Origin of the sequence: Devosia sp. ZW T5_3 (assembly GCF_044987315.1) — a bacterium.
GTDB lineage: Bacteria > Pseudomonadota > Alphaproteobacteria > Rhizobiales > Devosiaceae > Devosia.
The window spans coordinates 76,771-93,523 of the sequence record NZ_JBJDRE010000018.1 but is presented as its reverse complement, the minus strand read 5'-3'; the positions used below and the strand labels follow the sequence as shown (position 1 = coordinate 93,523).

Here is a 16,753-nt window from a genome sequence, read left to right as displayed (position 1 = left end):
ACCCTAGCCCTCCCCTCAAGGGGGAGGGGATTGGATCGTGGCTCCCGAGCAGTAGCTAAAGGTCGACCGGTCCTAACCCGTCAGCTTGCCCATGGTTGAAAAGATCACTCCGGTCGCAAATACATCGACATAGCGGGGCGACTGGAAGTAGCCGTTGAGCGAGACACGGGGCAAAGCGTGCAGGCTTTGCGCATGGTGGGCATAGAGCCCGCCCGGGCGCGTGGTGACGCCGCTGACAAAGCCGAGTTCGCGCGCCATGTCGAATTCGCGCTGGCCCGCCGAGGCGGGGCCGCCAATGGGGTAAGAGATGTGGCTGGGGCGTTGGCCGAACTGGGCCAGCAGCACTTCGGCCGATTGCTGCATTTCGGAGCGGGCCTGATCGGCGTCGAGCTTGGCCAGTTCGTAATGGTGCACGGTATGGGCGCCGATGGTGCAGAGCGGATCATCGGCCAGTTGGCGTAGTTCCTGCCAGTCCATGATCAGGGTGCGGCATTGCTGGGTCAGGTCGTAGCCATAGGAACGGGCGAAGCTGTGCATCAGCGCGACCCGGTCGGCCTCGGGCATTTTGCGCATGCGCCAGTAGAGCGCGTCATAGGCCTGCTGCTTCTCGGCCGTGGTCCGCGTATCGACATAATCGGTCTCATCGCCCTGCGTGAAAGCAACCGCGTCCTGGCGGGCGATAATGTCCTCGATGGCCTGCCACCAGATGTCGCCGACGCCATCGACCAGCGCGGTCGGCACATAGAGCGTGAACGGCGCCTTGTGACGGCGCAGCACCGGCAGCGCGTATTGCAGATTATCCTTGTAGGCGTCGTCGAAGGTCAGGACGACGAAGGGGCGGCCCTTGTCGCTGGCCTTGAGCCGCTCGATGGCTTCATCGAGGCTAACGATATCGATGCCCAGTTCGCGAACTCGCTCGATGACATAGTCGAGGAAATCCGGCGTCACCTGCAGAATCGCATTGGGCGAGAAATCGGCCGGCGCATCAGGCAGGACCCGATGCAGGGTGAAGATCACGCCGCGCGAGGCCGAGAGACTGCGAAGCAGTCCGGGCAGCCGGGACAGCCACAGCGCCTCGAACATGGCCCTGATGGCGGTATATTTCAGCGACATTGCGGGCTCCGATCAGGCGGCAACACGCTCGGGGGCGGCGGCGATCTCGACCGAACCGAAGCCGGCTTCGGCCAGCTGGATGCGGGTCTGCTCGATGGCCTCGAAGGGTTCGTCCTTGGGGGCAACCAGCAGGATGCGGCCATCCAGCGCGCCGAACATGGACAGGGTAGATGTCATGCCCACCGGGCCGGTCATGATGACGACCACTTCGTAAATGTCGCCCAGGGCCTCGATCAGGGTGATCGGTTTGCTGGAGCGGCGGTCGATCGCGGTCCCCTGCCCCCACGGAATTTCGGCGAAGCTGTTATCAGCTGATTTGTGCACGACATCGCCGAAGCTGACGCTCTCAGTGCTCAGATCGGTAAGGCCCACCTCGTCGGAGGCGCGGCCGCTGCCGGCATCGACCAGGGCCACGCTCAGGCCCTTGGCGAGCGCGTCGCCCACCAATTCCTCGGCGAGGTCTTCGCAATCTTCGTTGGAGCTCTGGCCGGCCAGGATGACCAGATGGGTGCGGCCCAGCACGAGGTCCGAGGCAAGCTGGCTATAGCTGATGGTGTTCGCGGGCGGCAGGTTTGCACGAACTGGCTCGGCAGGCGCTTTGGTTTCCGCCGTGATCTCTGGCTCGGCCATGATCGCTTGCACCGGCTCCTCGGCCGGCTTGGCTGGTGCGACAGGCTCATCTTGCACGGCGACCACAGGCTCAACCCGCTCGGGCGCAGGCTCGTCCTTCACCGGCGCGACTTCTGCCACAGCAGGTTCTTCCCAGCGCTGGTCGGGCTCGAGCTCGTCTTCGGAAAAGGGCACTGCTTCCAGTTCGTCCTGCGGGCGGGCGCCGGGAACGATGGCGCGGCCCGAGATCAGTTCGGAGAAGATGATGATACCGACCTGCAGCGCGACCGAGACGATGCCGACAGCCAGCAGCACCATTGTGGTGCGCGGCGAGGCCGGTGAGACGGACGGGGCCGCGACGCTGATGACGCGGACGTCCGGCAGAGCCGAATTGGAGTCGGTGCGCGAAATGGCTTCGTTATAGCGCTGCAGATAGCCTTCGAGCAGGTCGCGCTGGGCCTTGGCCTCGCGCTGCAGGCCATCAAGCGTCACCGTATCCTGCGTAGCGGTGGAGGCGGAGGATTTGACGCGGGTCAGGTCGGCCTGCAGCGAGGTTTCGACATCGGCCTCGACCTGCGCCTCTGCCTCAAGGGCCTCAGCAACACGGCGGCCTTCGATGGCGATCTGGTTGTTGAGCTCGGCGATCTGGGCGGTCAGCGCCCGGATGGTGGGGTGATTGTCCAGCAAGGTGGCCGAGCGCTGAGCCTTTTCGCCCTGCAGCCGAGCCTTTTCTTCGCTCAATTGCTGGATGGCCGGGGATTGGCGCACATCGTTGAGGCTATCGATGGGCTGGCCGCGATCGAGCAGGCCGCGAATGACCGCGGCGCGCGACAGGGCCGTATTCTTGCGCTCCTGGGCGGCGCTGATCTGGCTGGCAATCGTGGAGAGCTGCTGATCGACGAGGCTCGTATTGTTGCCGCCGGTGAACAGGTCATTGTTCACCTTGAAATCAGCGACGGCCCGTTCGGCATCGGTAACGCGGACGCGCAGCTTGTCGATTTCCTCGCGCAGCCAGGTGGATGCCTCGGCAGTGTCGGACAGCGAGAGCTGGGCGCGGCGGGTGACGTGGGCATTGGCGACGGCGTTGGCAATATCTGCGGCCAATTGCGGGTTGGTCGAGCGGACCAGCACCGACATGATGCGCGAGTCGCGTGCCTGGATTACGGTCATGCGGTCGTAGAGCGTGCTCAGCACGATTTCGTCCACGCTGACCGGCGCCGATTTGCGGCCCAGCATCTGGGTGATCACCGCCATGGGCGAAAAACCGCCGCTGGCGGAGCCGTTAAACTCGGGGACCGAGCGCAGGTCGAGCTGATCGACCACCTTGAGCAAGGTGTCGCGCGACTTCAGCAACTCCATCTGGCTGGACACCACGCTGGCATCCGTCGGATTGGGCGCAACCGCGTCATTGGAGGCGCGGGTATAAACGTTGTCGCGCGGCTCGATCAGGATCGATGCCGAGGATTCATAAAGCCGCGGCTGAAACATCAGGAAGACGAATGCAGCAGCCAGCAACAGCAGTGTAATGAGAATGATGCGCGGCAGACGCTTGAAGACGGCGCCAAGCACCGCTCCCACGTCTATTCGCGCATCGCGCACGGCCGGCGACTCATAAGTCATCGCATTCCCTCGTTTGTTGGCAGGATTTATGGCCGCAACGTAGTAAGCAATCCGTTAAACTTCATGCAGATCGCAATAGTACGATGCCGGCTTAAGGGAATTCTTAACCATAGCCGGATGACATTGGCGCTACCTCAAATGCGCGAGATTCTGATGCGCTGGCTGCCAATTCTCATCGTCGCTCTCATGCCGCCGCTGGCGGGTTGCGCCACCACGGGCTCGGCCACCTATCTGGTGGAAACCAAGGGGCCGTATCAACTCGATACGGGCGACTCGGTGCGTGTTACCGTTTACGGCGATGCCGAACTCAGTTCGACCTATCGCGTCGACGACGCCGGCTCCATCGCCTTCCCACTGGTCGGGCCAGTGCAGGTGCGCGGCACGACGACGACAGGCGCCGCCGCCCGGCTGGCGGCAGCGCTGTCCAACGGCTTCATGCGCAATCCGAACGTGGCCGTGGAAGTGGCGGAATACCGCCCCTTCTTCATCCAGGGCGAAATCGCCCGGGCCGGCCAGTTCCCCTATGTCTATGGCATGACCGTCCGCGCGGCGATCAGTACGGCGGGTGGTTTCTCCGATACGGCCAACCGCGACGAGGCGGTCGTTTACCGTAGACAAGGCAATGAGATGGCCAAGGGCGTTGTTGGGCTCGACTTCCCGATCTTCCCGGGCGATACCATCGTCATCCAGGAAAGATGGTTCTGACGGAGCGATAGATGGCCGAGCCCAAGCTGCGCATCCTGCAAGTGATGCGCGCTCCCGTGGGTGGCCTGTTCCGGCACGTTGCCGATCTTACACGCGCACTCTCCGAAATGGGGCATGATGTTGGCCTGGTGGTCGACAGCCTTGCCAATGATGCCCAGACCGAAAGCAAGCTTGGGGCGCTGCTGCCCCATGCGAGCCTGGGCATTCACCGCTTTGCCATGCCGCGGGTGCTCGGGCGCGGCGATCTGGTGACGCCGCTGGGTGTGCGCAAACTCGCCAAATCGCTGGATATCGATGTGCTGCATGGCCATGGCGCCAAGGGCGGCTTTTATGCAAGGCTCGCCAGGATCGGCGGCGGCAAGGCGATTGCGGTCTATACCCCGCATGGCGGGGTGCTGCATTTTTCGCGTGCTTCGCGATCGGGCCGCATCTTTCATCGGCTTGAGCGCCTGTTGATGGGTCAGACCGGCGCCATCATTTTCGAGAGCGCCTATGCGCAAAAGACCTATTCGGCGCTGATTGGCGAGCCCACCTGCCCTACGCGCATCATTCACAATGGCCTGACGCCGGATGAATTCGTGCCCGTGCAGCCCGATGCGGATGCGGCCGATTTCGTGTTTGTCGGCGAATTGCGCGATCTCAAGGGCATTCATGTGCTGGCCGAGGCGCTGGCAGGCGTCCGTCGCCCCGATGGCCAGCCCGCAACGCTGATGCTGGCGGGCGACGGTCCCGACCGGGCGGCGTTGGTCGAACAGATCACCCGGCTAAATCTCACAGACCGGATCACCCTGCCCGGCGCGCAGCCGGCGCGCGCAATGTTTTCGCGCGGCCGCTGCATCATTGTGCCCTCGCTGGCCGAATCCCTGCCCTATATTGTGCTGGAAGCGGCGGCTGCCCGACTGCCGGTGATTGCCACCAATGTCGGCGGCATTCCCGAAATCTTTGAGGGCAGCGCGGAAAGCCTGATCCCGCCCAGCGACGTTCCGGCCCTGCAACAGGCCATGCAACGCGTGCTGGATGATCCCCAGGCGGCGCAGGCGGAAATGGAAATGCGGCTGGCGCGGATCGAAAGTGCTTTCTCGCTGGCCAACATGGCCGGGCAAATCGAAGCGCTCTATCAATTGCTGTTGGTAAAGACTTAGGCAGTCGGTTTCACCGAGTTTTCATTCCTTGAACTCAAGATGTCACCAGTTTCGAAGACTGGTGGCATCAGAATGTATCGTGTCGATGCAAAACAAGCCGTGCTGGATCACGTATCCAAGCAGGGCGCGGCGGGCGAGCGTCAGCTTTCGCCCGAGGCGGAGGCGATTATCGCGGCGCCGGTTGAGCGGACGCTGTCAGGCGCCGTGGTCGTGGGCATCGCGCAGGTGATCGAAGCCGTGCTGCTGGCGGGGCTGGGCTATTTCATCTTTGAAACGGTGGTGGCAATCGGCGAGGCAGAATTCTACGTGCCGGTGATCCTGGCCTCGTGCCTTCTCGCCAATGTGCTGTTCAACGCCGCCCGCACCCATCGCATCGTCGCCTATCGCACCCTGTTCAACCAGATCGGCCGGGTGCTGGTGGGCTGGACGCTGGTGATGACGGTGCTGGCCGTCGGCATCTTTTTCTTCAAGGCCTCCGACCTGTTCTCCCGGCTATGGCTGCTCAGCTGGTTCGCCGGCGGCGCCGTGCTGCTGGTCGCCTATCGGCTGGCATTGCGGGCCATAGTCATGCGCTGGACTGCGGCTGGAAGGCTGCGCCGCCGGACTGTGATCGTCGGAGGTGGCAAGGATGCCGAAGTGCTGATCGAACAGATCCGCGCCAGCGCCAATAATGATATTCGCCTGCTCGGCCTGTTCGATGACCGCGTCGATGCGCGCTCGCCCGACAGCGTCGCCGGCTCGCCCAAGCTGGGCAAGGTTGCCGATCTCATCGAATTTGCCCGCCGCACACCAATCGACCTGGTCATCGTGTCCATGCCGCTGTCGGCGGAAAAGCGCGTGCTGGAAATGCTGACCCAGCTCTGGGTGCTGCCGGTCGATATCCGGCTGTCGGCCCATATGAGCAAGCTGCGCTTCACCGACCGCGCCTATTCCTATGTCGGGGATATCGCTGTGTTCGACATGGCCGACCGGCCGATTTCGGACTGGAACCTGGTGTTCAAATGGGTGTTCGACAAACTGGTGGCGCTGACCGCGCTGATCCTCTTGTCCCCCGTGATGGTGATAACCGCCATCGCCATCAAGCTCGAGAGCAAGGGGCCGGTGTTCTTCATGCAGAACCGGCACGGCTTCAATAACGAGCTGATCAAGGTCTATAAATTCCGCTCGATGCGCACTGACATGCTCGACCACAACGCGGTCAAGCAGGTCACCAAGGACGATCCGCGGGTCACCAAGGTCGGCAAATTCATCCGCAAAAGCTCGATCGACGAGCTGCCGCAATTGTTCAACGTGCTCAAGGGCGAACTGTCCATCGTCGGCCCCCGCCCCCATGCCCTGCAGGCCAAGGCCGACAACAAGCTCTATTACGAGGCGGTCGAGGGCTATTTCGCGCGCCACCGGGTCAAGCCCGGGATGACCGGCTGGGCACAGGTCAATGGCTGGCGCGGGGAAACGGACACGATCGACAAGATCATGCAACGGGTGAACCACGACCTGTATTACATCGAACACTGGTCGATCCTGTTCGATTTCTACATCGTGCTGCTGACCCCGGTGTCGCTCGTTTCCAAGAATGAGAATGCATATTGAGCAGCATCGGCACGGTTGATGGCGGCGCCTTTACGGCCGGATCCAAGGGGTTCGGCTTTGCCGTGCTGCGCTCCAAGACCGGGCGGCTGCTCGATATCCTGGTGGGGTTCTGGGTTTTCACCGGCGCCATGGTGTTTATCGAGCCCTCGCCTTATGAGGTGAGCTTTGCCGCCATGCTGCCGGTGGCGATCCTGGCCGGAATGGGTCTCTACCGGTCCACCTTCGGCCTCTTTGCCATCATGATCGGCTTTATTCCCTTTGCGCTGATCGCGGTGTTTCAGGTGCGGATCACCCCGCTCGATGATGCGCTGATTTTCACCGCCGTCACCATCTTCCTGCTGCTGACCAGCTATTTCATCGCCAATTATCTTGCCGAAGACACGACGCGGCGGTCGCGCATCGTCATAGGCGCCTATACGGCAGCGGCGGTCGTGGTTTCGCTGATCGGCACGCTCGCCTACCTCCGGCTCATCCCGGCCGCCGATCTTTTCGTGCTCTATGGCCGCGCCAAGGGCACGTTCAAGGACCCCAATGTGTTCGGGCCGTTTCTCGTGCTGCCGGCCATGTTCGCCTTGCAGCGCGTGCTGCTGCTCAAGGGGCGGCGGGCGCTGTTTGCCGGCATGGTTTATGGCATCCTGTTCGTGGGCGTGTTTGCCAGTTTCTCGCGCGCCGCCTGGGGGCATTTCGCCTTTTCCTCCATCATGGTGATGGGGCTGGTGTTCTGGCTGGAGGCGGCGGCGCGCGACAAGGTGCGCATCATGATCATGTCGCTGCTCGGGCTGGTCATGCTCGGGGTGGCGCTGGCCGGGCTGCTCAGCATTCCCGCGGTGTCGTCACTGTTCGAGGAGCGCGCCGCCGGGCAAAGCTACGATCAGGGCGAAACGGGCCGGTTCGGCCGCCAGGGCTATGCCTGGGACCTGGCGCTAGAAAATCCCTCGGGCATCGGCCCCAAGGAATTCCGCAACCTGCGGGTGAGCGAAGACCCGCACAATTCCTATGTCACCGTGCTGCTTGTCTATGGCTGGGGCGGCGGCTTTTTCTACTACCTGCTGATCGTCCTGACGCTGTGGCGCGGCTTTGCCGCCCTTGCCCGCCCCTCGCCCTACCGGCTGATCATGATTCCCCTGATCAGTACTTTCGTCATGCTGGTCGGCGAGTCGGCCATTATCGACACCGATCACTGGCGCCATTATTTCCTGATTGCCGGCATGATCTGGGGCATTTCCACCGCCATTCGCAACGATCACCGTTCCGGCGCGCCGCGCGAGCAGATGGTCATTTAGGCCACAGCGCGCCGCGTAGATAGCGTTCGGCCAATTGGGCGGTTCCGGCGGCGAAGCCCCGCTTATGGCTTTGCGCCAGCCGTGTTTCGGCATGCGAACCAATCCAGGCCAATAGTGCCATGCGGCGCAGCATCACCATGGAATCGATAGCCTCGACATGCTCGTCGTCCAAGGGCCGCACCGTGCGGTAGCCCTCGATCCAGAGCGAACGCAAAGCCGGAATGGCGGCATTGGTTTCGTGGAAGGAAATGGCGGCGGCAAAGTCGTAGACGAACCAGCAGAAGCCGGCATCGTCGAAATCGATCAGCGTCACATTGGAGCCATCGACCAGGAGATTGCCCAGCCGCATATCGGCATGGATCAATCCGAAGCGGTCTTCGCCCAGGCCATATTCGCCCAGCCGCCGCCACAGGGCGGAATCGGTGCGGTCGAGAACGGCCCGGATCGTCTTGTCGACGCCCGGCGCGATGCGCCAATCGCCCCATAGCCCATCGGCATCCAGAATGCTCGCGGCGCGCCAGACCGGCCGCTGGAAGCCCTCGGGCTGCTGCCATTGGGTGGCATGCAGGTGCAATTGCGCGGCGTAGCGGCCCAGGGTGCGGAACAGTTCGCACATATCGTCATCGGGCGTTGGCTCGGCCCCATCGGCGAAGCGGAAGAGCACGGCGAGGCGGGTTTCCTCACCCGAGGTCTTGAAGGCCTGCAGCAGCCGGCCATCGAGGCCGGGAATGGGCTCGGGAATCGGCACATCGGTATCGCGCCGCAGGGCCGTGAGCCAGGCCAGTTCGCTCTCGATGGCGGGGCGGGACTGATAGCCGGGACGATGGATACGCAGGGTGAAGCGGCCGCGGCGCTCGGTCTCGACCAGGAAGGTCTGGTTTTCCGAATGATTGATCAGCCGGGCGGTGCCCCCGGCCAGATCCGGCCACAGCGATAATGCCGGTTGAACGTCGCTTGCGCTGAGCGGCATCACGGCTCTCCAGATTGCATCGCACCCCGAGGGGGTAGCAAGAGGATCATCAATGAGGAGGGATTTGGTCGGAGCGGCCGGATTTGAACCGACGACCCTTTGTCCCCCAGACAAATGCGCTACCAGGCTGCGCTACGCCCCGACTGCGCGGAGACATACGGAAAGGGTGGTTTTGATGCAAGAGCTGTTTTCGGGAAAATGGCACAAACCCACATTGGCCACAGCCTAATCGCGTTTGAGCGGCGCCGGGAGTCCCCAGGCGAATGCGCTTTTTATGCTAATGCGATGGAACCGCTGAGGGAACCTGGCCGCGGGCGCCGCGTTTAGTATGAACAGGTTTGCCCCTGTGACCTCCAAACGACGTCATGTCGAGACCCCGGCCCCCATGCACACAGGACCGGGGTCATTTTTTGTCTGAGGCCAGGAAGTCGTTGGGGCGGCCCAGGCAGGCCACGTAGAAATCGGGCAGACGTGGGTCGAGGGCAGCACCGAGCGTGGCGCAGAGGTCGATTGCGGCCTGCATTGGCGCCTGTTTCGTTAGCGTTTCCAGCAGATTAGCGTGCGCTGCTACCAATGCGGTAAATGCCGGATCGGCGGCAAGTGTCTCGTCGCCCAGCAGGAGATAGACGGGCTCGCGTTCGCTCATGCCACGGAGTTCCAGCGCGCCGGCCGGCAGGCAGGCCAGTTCCGGTGCTGCGGCGCGGGTTTGGGCCGATATCAGGATATCGTAGCTCACGATCCGGCAGGCGCCTTCGAGACGGCTGGCGACGTTGACGGTGTCGCCGACACACGAATAATTGAAGCGGCTTTCGAGCCCCATATTGCCCACCAGCGCCGGGCCAGTCGCGACCCCGATACCGATGGCGATGGGCTCGGCCGAGCCCGCATTGAGCTGCTGCAACGCCGCGCGCATGGCGAGGGCGGCGCGGCAGGCGTGGAGCGGGTGCCGGTCGAGCGTGGCGGGGGCATTCCAGAACGCCATCACCGCATCGCCCATGAATTTATCGATCGTGCCGTGCTGGCCGATGATGGCCGCGCCCAGGGCGGCAAAGAGCCGGTTGAGGATGGCGACGAGTTCGTTGGGCGACGTGCGTTCGCTGAGGGCGGAGAAGTTGCGCACATCGGAGAACATCACGCTCATCTCGCGCAGATCGCCGCCCAGTTTGAGCAGGCTGGCGTCCTTATCGAGCCGGTCGAGCAGGGTCGGTTCGACATAATGGGCGAAAGCCTGCCGGACGCGGCGTTTGTCGGCATCGGTCACGGCGAACTGGAAAAAGGCCATGGCGGCATAGGTGAGCACCGCGCCGAACAGGGCAAAGCTGGGGTCGATCAGCAGGCCATATTGGCTGAAGGCGAACCAGCTGCCGGCCAAGGACAGAGCCGCGATCATCAACGAAAACAATAGGCCCACCAGCGGGCCGCTCGACAGCAGGACCAGCACGATGGCCAGCCCGCTCACCGCCAGGACGACGATTTCGAGGCCCGCAACCCAATCGGCGCGATTGAGAAAGGTGCCGGTCAATATTTGTTCGAGTGCCTGCACATGGATGGAGACGCCGGCCACCGCCTCGCCCAGTGCGCTGGCGCGGATATCGAGCAATCCGCTGGCGGAGGCGCCGATGAAGACGATGTGGCCCGCGATGAGTGGCGCGAGCGTGGTGTAGCCGTCGGCCAGCACGTCGGCCGCCGGAACATAGATCGATGGATCGAGATGCCGGTAATAGAGCCACATATCGCCCGTGGGGCCGGTTGGAACATTATAGTCGCCGACGCGCAGGCTTTCGACCATGCCGGCGCTGTCGCCCAGGACCACCAATGTCGACGCCCCCTGCGCCACGCGCAGCGCCTCCACCGAGAGCGTGGGCAGTGGCGCCGTGCCGTTCGACCAAAGCAGTGGCAGGCGGCGTGCCACCCCTGCCCCGGTCGTGTCGAGGCTCGCAACGCCCAGGCCCTTGGCCGCCTGCTCCAACACCGGCAATGGCGAGGCCGCCCCGCCCAACAGCGGCAGCGCGTTCAGCGGGTCCGTTCCGGTCAGAGCGAATCCCGATTTAGGTGACGGCAGCACGGCCAGGCTCTTCTCGCTGCGCGTGAGGCCCAAGATGCTTGGCCCGGCCGCAAGTGCGGTGGCGAATTCGGCGTCATAGTCGGCACCGACCGACAGGATCGAGGATGGCGAGAGGCGATCTGGCTCGGGAAACAGCACGTCGAAGGCGATGGCCGCGGCACCCAGTTCGGTCAGGCGGTTGGCGATGGTCGCCATGGTGCGCCGCGACCAGGGCCATTGCCCCCCCTCTGCGAGCGAAGTTTCGTCGATATCGATGATCCGCACCGGCAGATCGGCGGGCGCCGGTCGTGGCCGCAATTGCTGGAAGGTGTCGAAGGCGGTCTCGCGCGCCACCTGGACGGGATAGGGATCGCTCGCCCGCAATGCCACCAGCAGGCCGACGATGACGGCGCCGAAGACCAGAGCCGACAGCCGCCGTTTCCACATGGAACTAGTTGATGCGCCTGCGGTTTGGCGTCCGCACCGTCACCGGCGCGCCCGGGCGGGTGCGCACATCGCGACGGAAATCGCTGGGCGAGGTGCCGGCGATCTTGCGGAAGGACTTGTTGAAGGCGCTCAGCGAGCCGAAGCCGCTGTCCATCGCCACCTGCAGCACATTGGCCTCTTCCTGCATCAGCAGGGCCTGCGCATAGCTCAGTCGCATCAGGTTCACATAATCGTTGAGCGTCATTCCCGTGGTCTTCTTGAACACGTTCATCGCGTATTTCGGGTGAACATTGGCGGCTGCCGCGATATCGGAGGAATCGATGTCCTCACGAAAATTGTCGGCGATAAAATCGCAGATGCGCACCACGATCGGGGAGGAATGGTGATCGAGCCCCTCCACCGCATTGGCGATATCGGCGCGGCCGGGCAGCAGCGAATAGGCATCGAAGCGCACCCGCTCGATCCGCAACAGCAATTCGTCCACAGCCATTCCGGCCTTCATCGGATCGCCCGAACGGGCATAATCGTTCCAACGGGCAAAGTTGAGCGTGTCGGACGCGTCGGTGGCCTGGGTGATCAGCGTCGCGCCCTGCATCAGCTTGGATTGCACGTCCTGGGGCAGCCGCAGCCGGAAGAAATGCACCAGCGGCAGATGTCCGCCGGCATAGACGACATCATCGGCAGCGTCATCCAGCTGGTGCGGTAGCCCGCCCCAGAACAGGGCCATGTCACCTTCGCTGAAGCGCACCTCGTGGCCGCTCATCTTATAGTGGACCCAGCCGCGCACGATGTAATTGACCTCGACCTGGGCATGCCAATGGGGCGCGCGCATCACCGGCGGCGCCGCATGAAACATCGACAGCACGGTGGGCAGCCGCTCTACCCCGTTGGCATCCGGCACATAATAGATCCTTTCGGTCATCTTACTTTCCGCCAACTCCGCATGCCTTTTCGCATGGACGTATTGCACCAGAGGCATAGCTTAGGAAGGGCTCGAGCTAAGAGCAAATGAAAAGGGAGGACTTACATGATCCGCATTACATCGCGGTGGCGCAATACGCTTGCTGTTGCGCTGACCGGCGTGAGCCTGTTCAGCGTCGCCGCCGCCTCGGCAGCCGAAATCACCGTCTGGTGCTGGGACCCCAACTTCAACGGCGCAACGATGGAAGAGGCATTCTCGCGCTACAAGGCCAGCCATCCCGACGATACGATCAAGGTCGAAATCTTCGACAAGGCCGCCATGGAGCAGAAGCTGCAGGCGCAGCTCGCATCCGGCGCCACCGATGGCTTGCCCGATATCGTGCTGATCGAAGATTATCGCGCGCAGAAATATCTGCAGTCCTTCCCCAGCTCCTTCGAGCCGCTCAATAGCCATGTCGATTACTCGACCTTTGCCCCCTACAAGGTGGAACTGGCGACCCTCAATGGGCAGACCTATTCCATCCCCTTCGATTCCGGCGTCACCGGCTATTTCTACCGTTCCGACCTGCTGGCTGAAGCCGGCATCACCCCGGACCAGCTCAACAACATCACCTGGGATCAGCTGATCGAGATCGGCAAGACCGTCAAGGAAAAGACCGGGCTGCCGCTGCTGCCGATCGATCCGACTTCGTCGGACTGGATTCGCATCATGCTGCAATCGGCCGGCAGCTGGTATTTTGACGCTGATGGCAATGTGACCATCAAGGACAATCCGGTCTTCAAGGCCGCTGTCGAAACCTATCAGCGCCTGATGACCGCTGGCATCACCACGCCGGTTTCGGGCTGGACGGAATATACCGGCTCGTTCACCTCGGGTAAGACCCCCTCGACCTTCTCGGGCGTGTGGATGACCGCCACGATCAAGGCCAATGCCGATCAGTCCGGCAAGTGGGGCGTTGCCCCCTCCCCGCGCCTGGATGGCGTTGAAGGCGCCGGCAATGCGTCCAATCTGGGCGGCTCGAGCTGGTATGTCCTCTCCTCCGCTCCCGAGAAAGAAAAGGCCATCGATTTCCTGACCTCGATCTGGGCTAAGGATGTCGATTTCTACCAGAAAATCCTGGTCAACCAGGGCGCCCTGGGCACCTATCTGCCCGCCCGCGAAGGCGAAGCCTTCAAGGCCAGCGACGAGTTCTTCGGCGGCGAGCCCGTGTGGCAGAACTTCTCCACCTGGCTGGCCGCGATTCCGGCGGTCAATTACGGCATCTTCACCGAAGAAGCCGACACCGCCACGGTTGCACAAATCCCGGCGATTACCAGCGGCGGCAACGTCGATGAAATCATCGCCGCCATCGATGCTCAGGTTCGTCAACAGACCCAGTGATACCGGCATCCCGGGGGCGGCCTAGCCGTCTCCGGTCCTCCCGCGGCCTCGCGCTCTGCGCGGGGTCGTTGGCTCGACATGGCACAAAGGGGATACAATGGCGCAATCCGCATTGGCGCGCAGCGAACGGATAAATGGCTGGCTTTTTGTGATGCCGGCGCTCGTTCTGCTCGGCATTTTCATGGTCTATCCGATCCTGTGGTCCCTCTGGATGAGTTTCCAGGTCGGCCGCGGGATGAATTTCAGCTTTGGTGGCTTTGCCAACATCATCCGGTTGACACAGGACCCGGTTTTCCTGCGCGCGCTCAGCAATACGATGCTGTTCCTGGCCATGCAGGTGCCGATCATGCTGGTGCTGGCGTTGTTTTTCGCCAATGCGCTCAATGACAGCAAACTCTGGGGCCGGGGCTTTTTCCGCACCGCGATCTTCCTGCCCTGCGTGACGTCGCTGGTTGCCTATTCGGTGATCTTCAAATCGATCTTTGCGATTGATGGCATTGCCAACCAGACGCTGCTGGTTCTCCATCTCATCGAGAACCCGATCAACTGGCTGTCCGACCCGTTCTGGGCCCGCGTCGTTGTTATCACCGCCATCACCTGGCGCTGGACCGGCTACAACATGATTTTCTATCTCGCCGCGATGCAGAACATCGACCGCTCGATCTATGAAGCGGCCCGCATCGATGGCGTCCCCGCCTGGGCGCGCTTCTGGTTCATCACCGTGCCGCTGCTCAAGCCCGTGATCCTGTTCACCTCGGTCATCTCGACCATCGGCACGCTGCAATTGTTCGACGAGGTCAACCTGTTGACCCAGGGCGGCCCCTCGGATTCGACGCTGACCCTGTCGCTCTACATCTACAATCTCAGCTTCAAGTTCATGCCCAGCTTCGGCTACGCGGCAACCGTCAGCTATGTCATCGTCATCCTGGTGGGCATTCTCAGCCTGATCCAGTTTATCGTGGCCAAGGACCGCCGCGCATGAGCAATCCAATCGCCCTTATCGGCCGCGCCGGCACTTATCTGCTGCTGTCGCTCGCGGCCTTCCTGTCGATCTTCCCGTTTTTCTGGATGGTTGTCGGCGCCAGCAATACCTCCGCTGATATCATTCGCGGCAAGGGTACGCCCGGCGGCGCGCTGTGGGACAATATCGTCAAGTTCGTCAACTCGTTCGACATGGTGCGGGTGCTGTTCAACTCGTTCCTGCTAGCCGGTCTGGGAACCGTGTTGACCCTGCTGATCGCCTCGATGGCCGGCTATGGCTTCGAGATGTTCCGCTCACGCTTCCGCGAAAAGGTCTTTGGCGGCCTGTTACTGATGCTGTCCATCCCGTTCGCGGCCTTGATGATCCCGCTGTTCATTTTGATGGCGCAGTTCAAGATCATCAACACCTACCAGGCCGTGCTGCTGCCCAGCATCGCCTCGATCTTCATCATCTTCTACTTCCGGCAAGCCACCAAGGCGTTCCCGAGCGAGCTGCGCGACGCAGCTAAGATCGACGGGCTCAAGGAGTGGCAGATCTTCCTTTACGTCTACATGCCGGTGATGCGCTCCACCTATGCGGCGGCGACCATCATCGTCTTCATGGCAAACTGGAACAGCTATCTGTGGCCACTCATCGTGCTGCAGACCAATGAGATGAAAACGCTCACCCTGGCGGTAGCGACGCTGGCTGCCGGCTATACGCCTGATTTCGGCGTCATCATGGTCGGCGCGATCGCTGCCACTCTTCCCACCCTCGTCATCTTCTTCCTGCTCCAGCGCCGCTTCGTCGAAGGCATGCTGGGCGCGGTCAAATAAGGTTCAGTCATGAGCAGTTTGAAACTTACGGCCGTACGCAAGTCCTACGGCAATGTCGAAGTCATCAAGGGCGTTGATCTGGAGATCAAATCCAAGGAGTTCGTGGTTTTCGTCGGCCCCTCGGGTTGCGGAAAATCGACACTGCTGCGGATGATTGCGGGCCTCGAGCACATTACCGGCGGTGATCTCGAAATCGGCGGGCAGCGCATGAACGATGTCGATCCGAGCAAGCGCGGCATCGCCATGGTGTTCCAGTCCTATGCGCTTTATCCGCATATGACGGTGCGCGACAATATGGGCTTCGCACTGCGCTTTGCCGGGGTCGCCAAGGACCAGATCGCCAAGCAGGTGCAGCAGGCCGCCCGCATCCTGGCACTCGAGCCCCTGCTCGATCGCTATCCCAAGGAACTCTCCGGCGGCCAGCGCCAGCGCGTCGCCATTGGCCGGGCCATCGTGCGCAATCCGCAGGTCTTCCTGTTCGACGAGCCGCTGAGCAACCTCGATGCCGAGCTGCGCGTGCATATGCGCATCGAGATCGCCCGGCTGCACAAGGAATTGCAGACCACGATCATCTATGTGACGCATGACCAGGTCGAGGCCATGACGCTGGCCGACACCATCGTGGTGCTGCGCGACGGCATTATCGAGCAGGTCGGCCATCCGCTCGATCTCTATGACGATCCGGCCAACCAGTTTGTTGCCGGGTTCATCGGCTCGCCGCAGATGAATTTTCTCGCCGCGACCGTGGTCGAGAAAACCGCTGACAGCGTCACTGTCGAATTGACCAACCATGGCAAGACCCGCCTCACCCTGCCCGTTTCGGGTGGCGCGGTGGGCGACAAGGTTTCCCTCGGTGTGCGCGCCGAGCATTTCGGCGAAGCCGGGGCCGGCAGTTCCGATCTGACGCTGCAGATCGACGTGGCCGAACATCTGGGGTCCACCAGCTATGTCTATGCCAATGCCGGCGGCGAGCTGGTGGTGATCGAGCGCGAAGAATCCCGGCACGAGCTGGGCCACGACGCGATCACGGTCTCCATCGACGCCAACCGCGCTTACCTCTTCGACGCCGCGGGCCATCGCCTGCGCTAATCCATTTCACCCGGGAGCACGCCCCCGGGATCAGAAAGCCGT

At 62.4% G+C, this 16,753-nt stretch carries 13 protein-coding genes and 1 tRNA gene; 8 read left to right on the top strand and 6 right to left on the bottom strand.

Going from position 1 to position 16,753, the window contains the following annotated elements:
- Positions 1 to 72: 72 nt before the first annotated feature.
- Positions 73 to 1,113, bottom strand: coding sequence for a polysaccharide deacetylase family protein (locus ACI3KW_RS19815; RefSeq protein ID WP_404849518.1), 1,041 nt, complete (start codon positions 1,111 to 1,113; stop codon positions 73 to 75).
- Positions 1,114 to 1,125: 12 nt separating this feature from the next.
- Positions 1,126 to 3,342, bottom strand: a complete 2,217-nt coding sequence (locus ACI3KW_RS19810) for a Wzz/FepE/Etk N-terminal domain-containing protein (protein ID WP_404849517.1) — start codon at positions 3,340 to 3,342, stop codon at positions 1,126 to 1,128.
- Between the two features lie 138 nt (positions 3,343 to 3,480).
- On the opposite strand from ACI3KW_RS19810, the gene ACI3KW_RS19805 reads away from it, so the two are divergent.
- From ACI3KW_RS19805 to ACI3KW_RS19790, 4 genes are all read left to right on the top strand, one after another.
- A complete protein-coding gene (locus tag ACI3KW_RS19805) occupies positions 3,481 to 4,047 on the top strand; it encodes a polysaccharide biosynthesis/export family protein (RefSeq protein WP_262168364.1) in 567 nt (188 codons plus the stop codon).
- 11 nt (positions 4,048 to 4,058) lie between these two features.
- A complete protein-coding gene (locus ACI3KW_RS19800) occupies positions 4,059 to 5,189 on the top strand; it encodes a glycosyltransferase family 4 protein (RefSeq protein ID WP_404849516.1) in 1,131 nt (376 codons plus the stop codon).
- Positions 5,190 to 5,261: 72 nt separating this feature from the next.
- Positions 5,262 to 6,779, top strand: a complete 1,518-nt coding sequence (locus ACI3KW_RS19795) for an undecaprenyl-phosphate glucose phosphotransferase (protein ID WP_404849515.1) — start codon at positions 5,262 to 5,264, stop codon at positions 6,777 to 6,779.
- Complete coding sequence (locus ACI3KW_RS19790; protein ID WP_404849514.1) at positions 6,776 to 8,062, top strand: O-antigen ligase family protein; 1,287 nt, start codon at positions 6,776 to 6,778, stop codon at positions 8,060 to 8,062. The genes ACI3KW_RS19795 and ACI3KW_RS19790 overlap by 4 nt, the downstream gene beginning before the upstream one ends.
- On the opposite strand, the gene ACI3KW_RS19785 is transcribed toward ACI3KW_RS19790, so the two are convergent.
- The 4 genes from ACI3KW_RS19785 to ACI3KW_RS19770 form a co-directional block, all read right to left on the bottom strand.
- Positions 8,055 to 9,032: a phosphotransferase enzyme family protein gene (locus ACI3KW_RS19785; RefSeq protein WP_404849513.1), complete on the bottom strand. Its 978-nt coding sequence runs from the start codon at positions 9,030 to 9,032 to the stop codon at positions 8,055 to 8,057. The genes ACI3KW_RS19790 and ACI3KW_RS19785 overlap by 8 nt on opposite strands.
- Before the next feature lie 65 nt (positions 9,033 to 9,097).
- Positions 9,098 to 9,174 (bottom strand) — tRNA-Pro (locus ACI3KW_RS19780).
- A gap of 261 nt (positions 9,175 to 9,435) precedes the next feature.
- A complete protein-coding gene (locus ACI3KW_RS19775) occupies positions 9,436 to 11,523 on the bottom strand; it encodes a CHASE2 domain-containing protein (protein WP_404849512.1) in 2,088 nt (695 codons plus the stop codon).
- A gap of 4 nt (positions 11,524 to 11,527) precedes the next feature.
- Positions 11,528 to 12,445: a helix-turn-helix domain-containing protein gene (locus ACI3KW_RS19770; protein WP_113122938.1), complete on the bottom strand. Its 918-nt coding sequence runs from the start codon at positions 12,443 to 12,445 to the stop codon at positions 11,528 to 11,530.
- A gap of 105 nt (positions 12,446 to 12,550) precedes the next feature.
- On the opposite strand from ACI3KW_RS19770, the gene ACI3KW_RS19765 reads away from it, so the two are divergent.
- From ACI3KW_RS19765 to ACI3KW_RS19750, 4 genes are all read left to right on the top strand, one after another.
- The gene (locus ACI3KW_RS19765; RefSeq protein WP_113122939.1) at positions 12,551 to 13,825 is read left to right on the top strand and encodes an ABC transporter substrate-binding protein; all 1,275 of its coding nucleotides are present in this window, start codon (positions 12,551 to 12,553) and stop codon (positions 13,823 to 13,825) included.
- Positions 13,826 to 13,922: 97 nt separating this feature from the next.
- Positions 13,923 to 14,807 carry a carbohydrate ABC transporter permease gene (locus ACI3KW_RS19760; RefSeq protein WP_113122940.1) on the top strand — a complete coding sequence of 295 codons (885 nt, stop codon included), beginning with the start codon at positions 13,923 to 13,925 and terminating at the stop codon, positions 14,805 to 14,807.
- The gene (locus tag ACI3KW_RS19755; protein ID WP_262168375.1) at positions 14,804 to 15,622 is read left to right on the top strand and encodes a carbohydrate ABC transporter permease; all 819 of its coding nucleotides are present in this window, start codon (positions 14,804 to 14,806) and stop codon (positions 15,620 to 15,622) included. The genes ACI3KW_RS19760 and ACI3KW_RS19755 overlap by 4 nt, the downstream gene beginning before the upstream one ends.
- A 9-nt stretch (positions 15,623 to 15,631) precedes the next feature.
- A complete protein-coding gene (locus ACI3KW_RS19750) occupies positions 15,632 to 16,711 on the top strand; it encodes an ABC transporter ATP-binding protein (RefSeq protein WP_404849511.1) in 1,080 nt (359 codons plus the stop codon).
- The last annotated feature ends 42 nt before the right edge of the window (positions 16,712 to 16,753 follow it).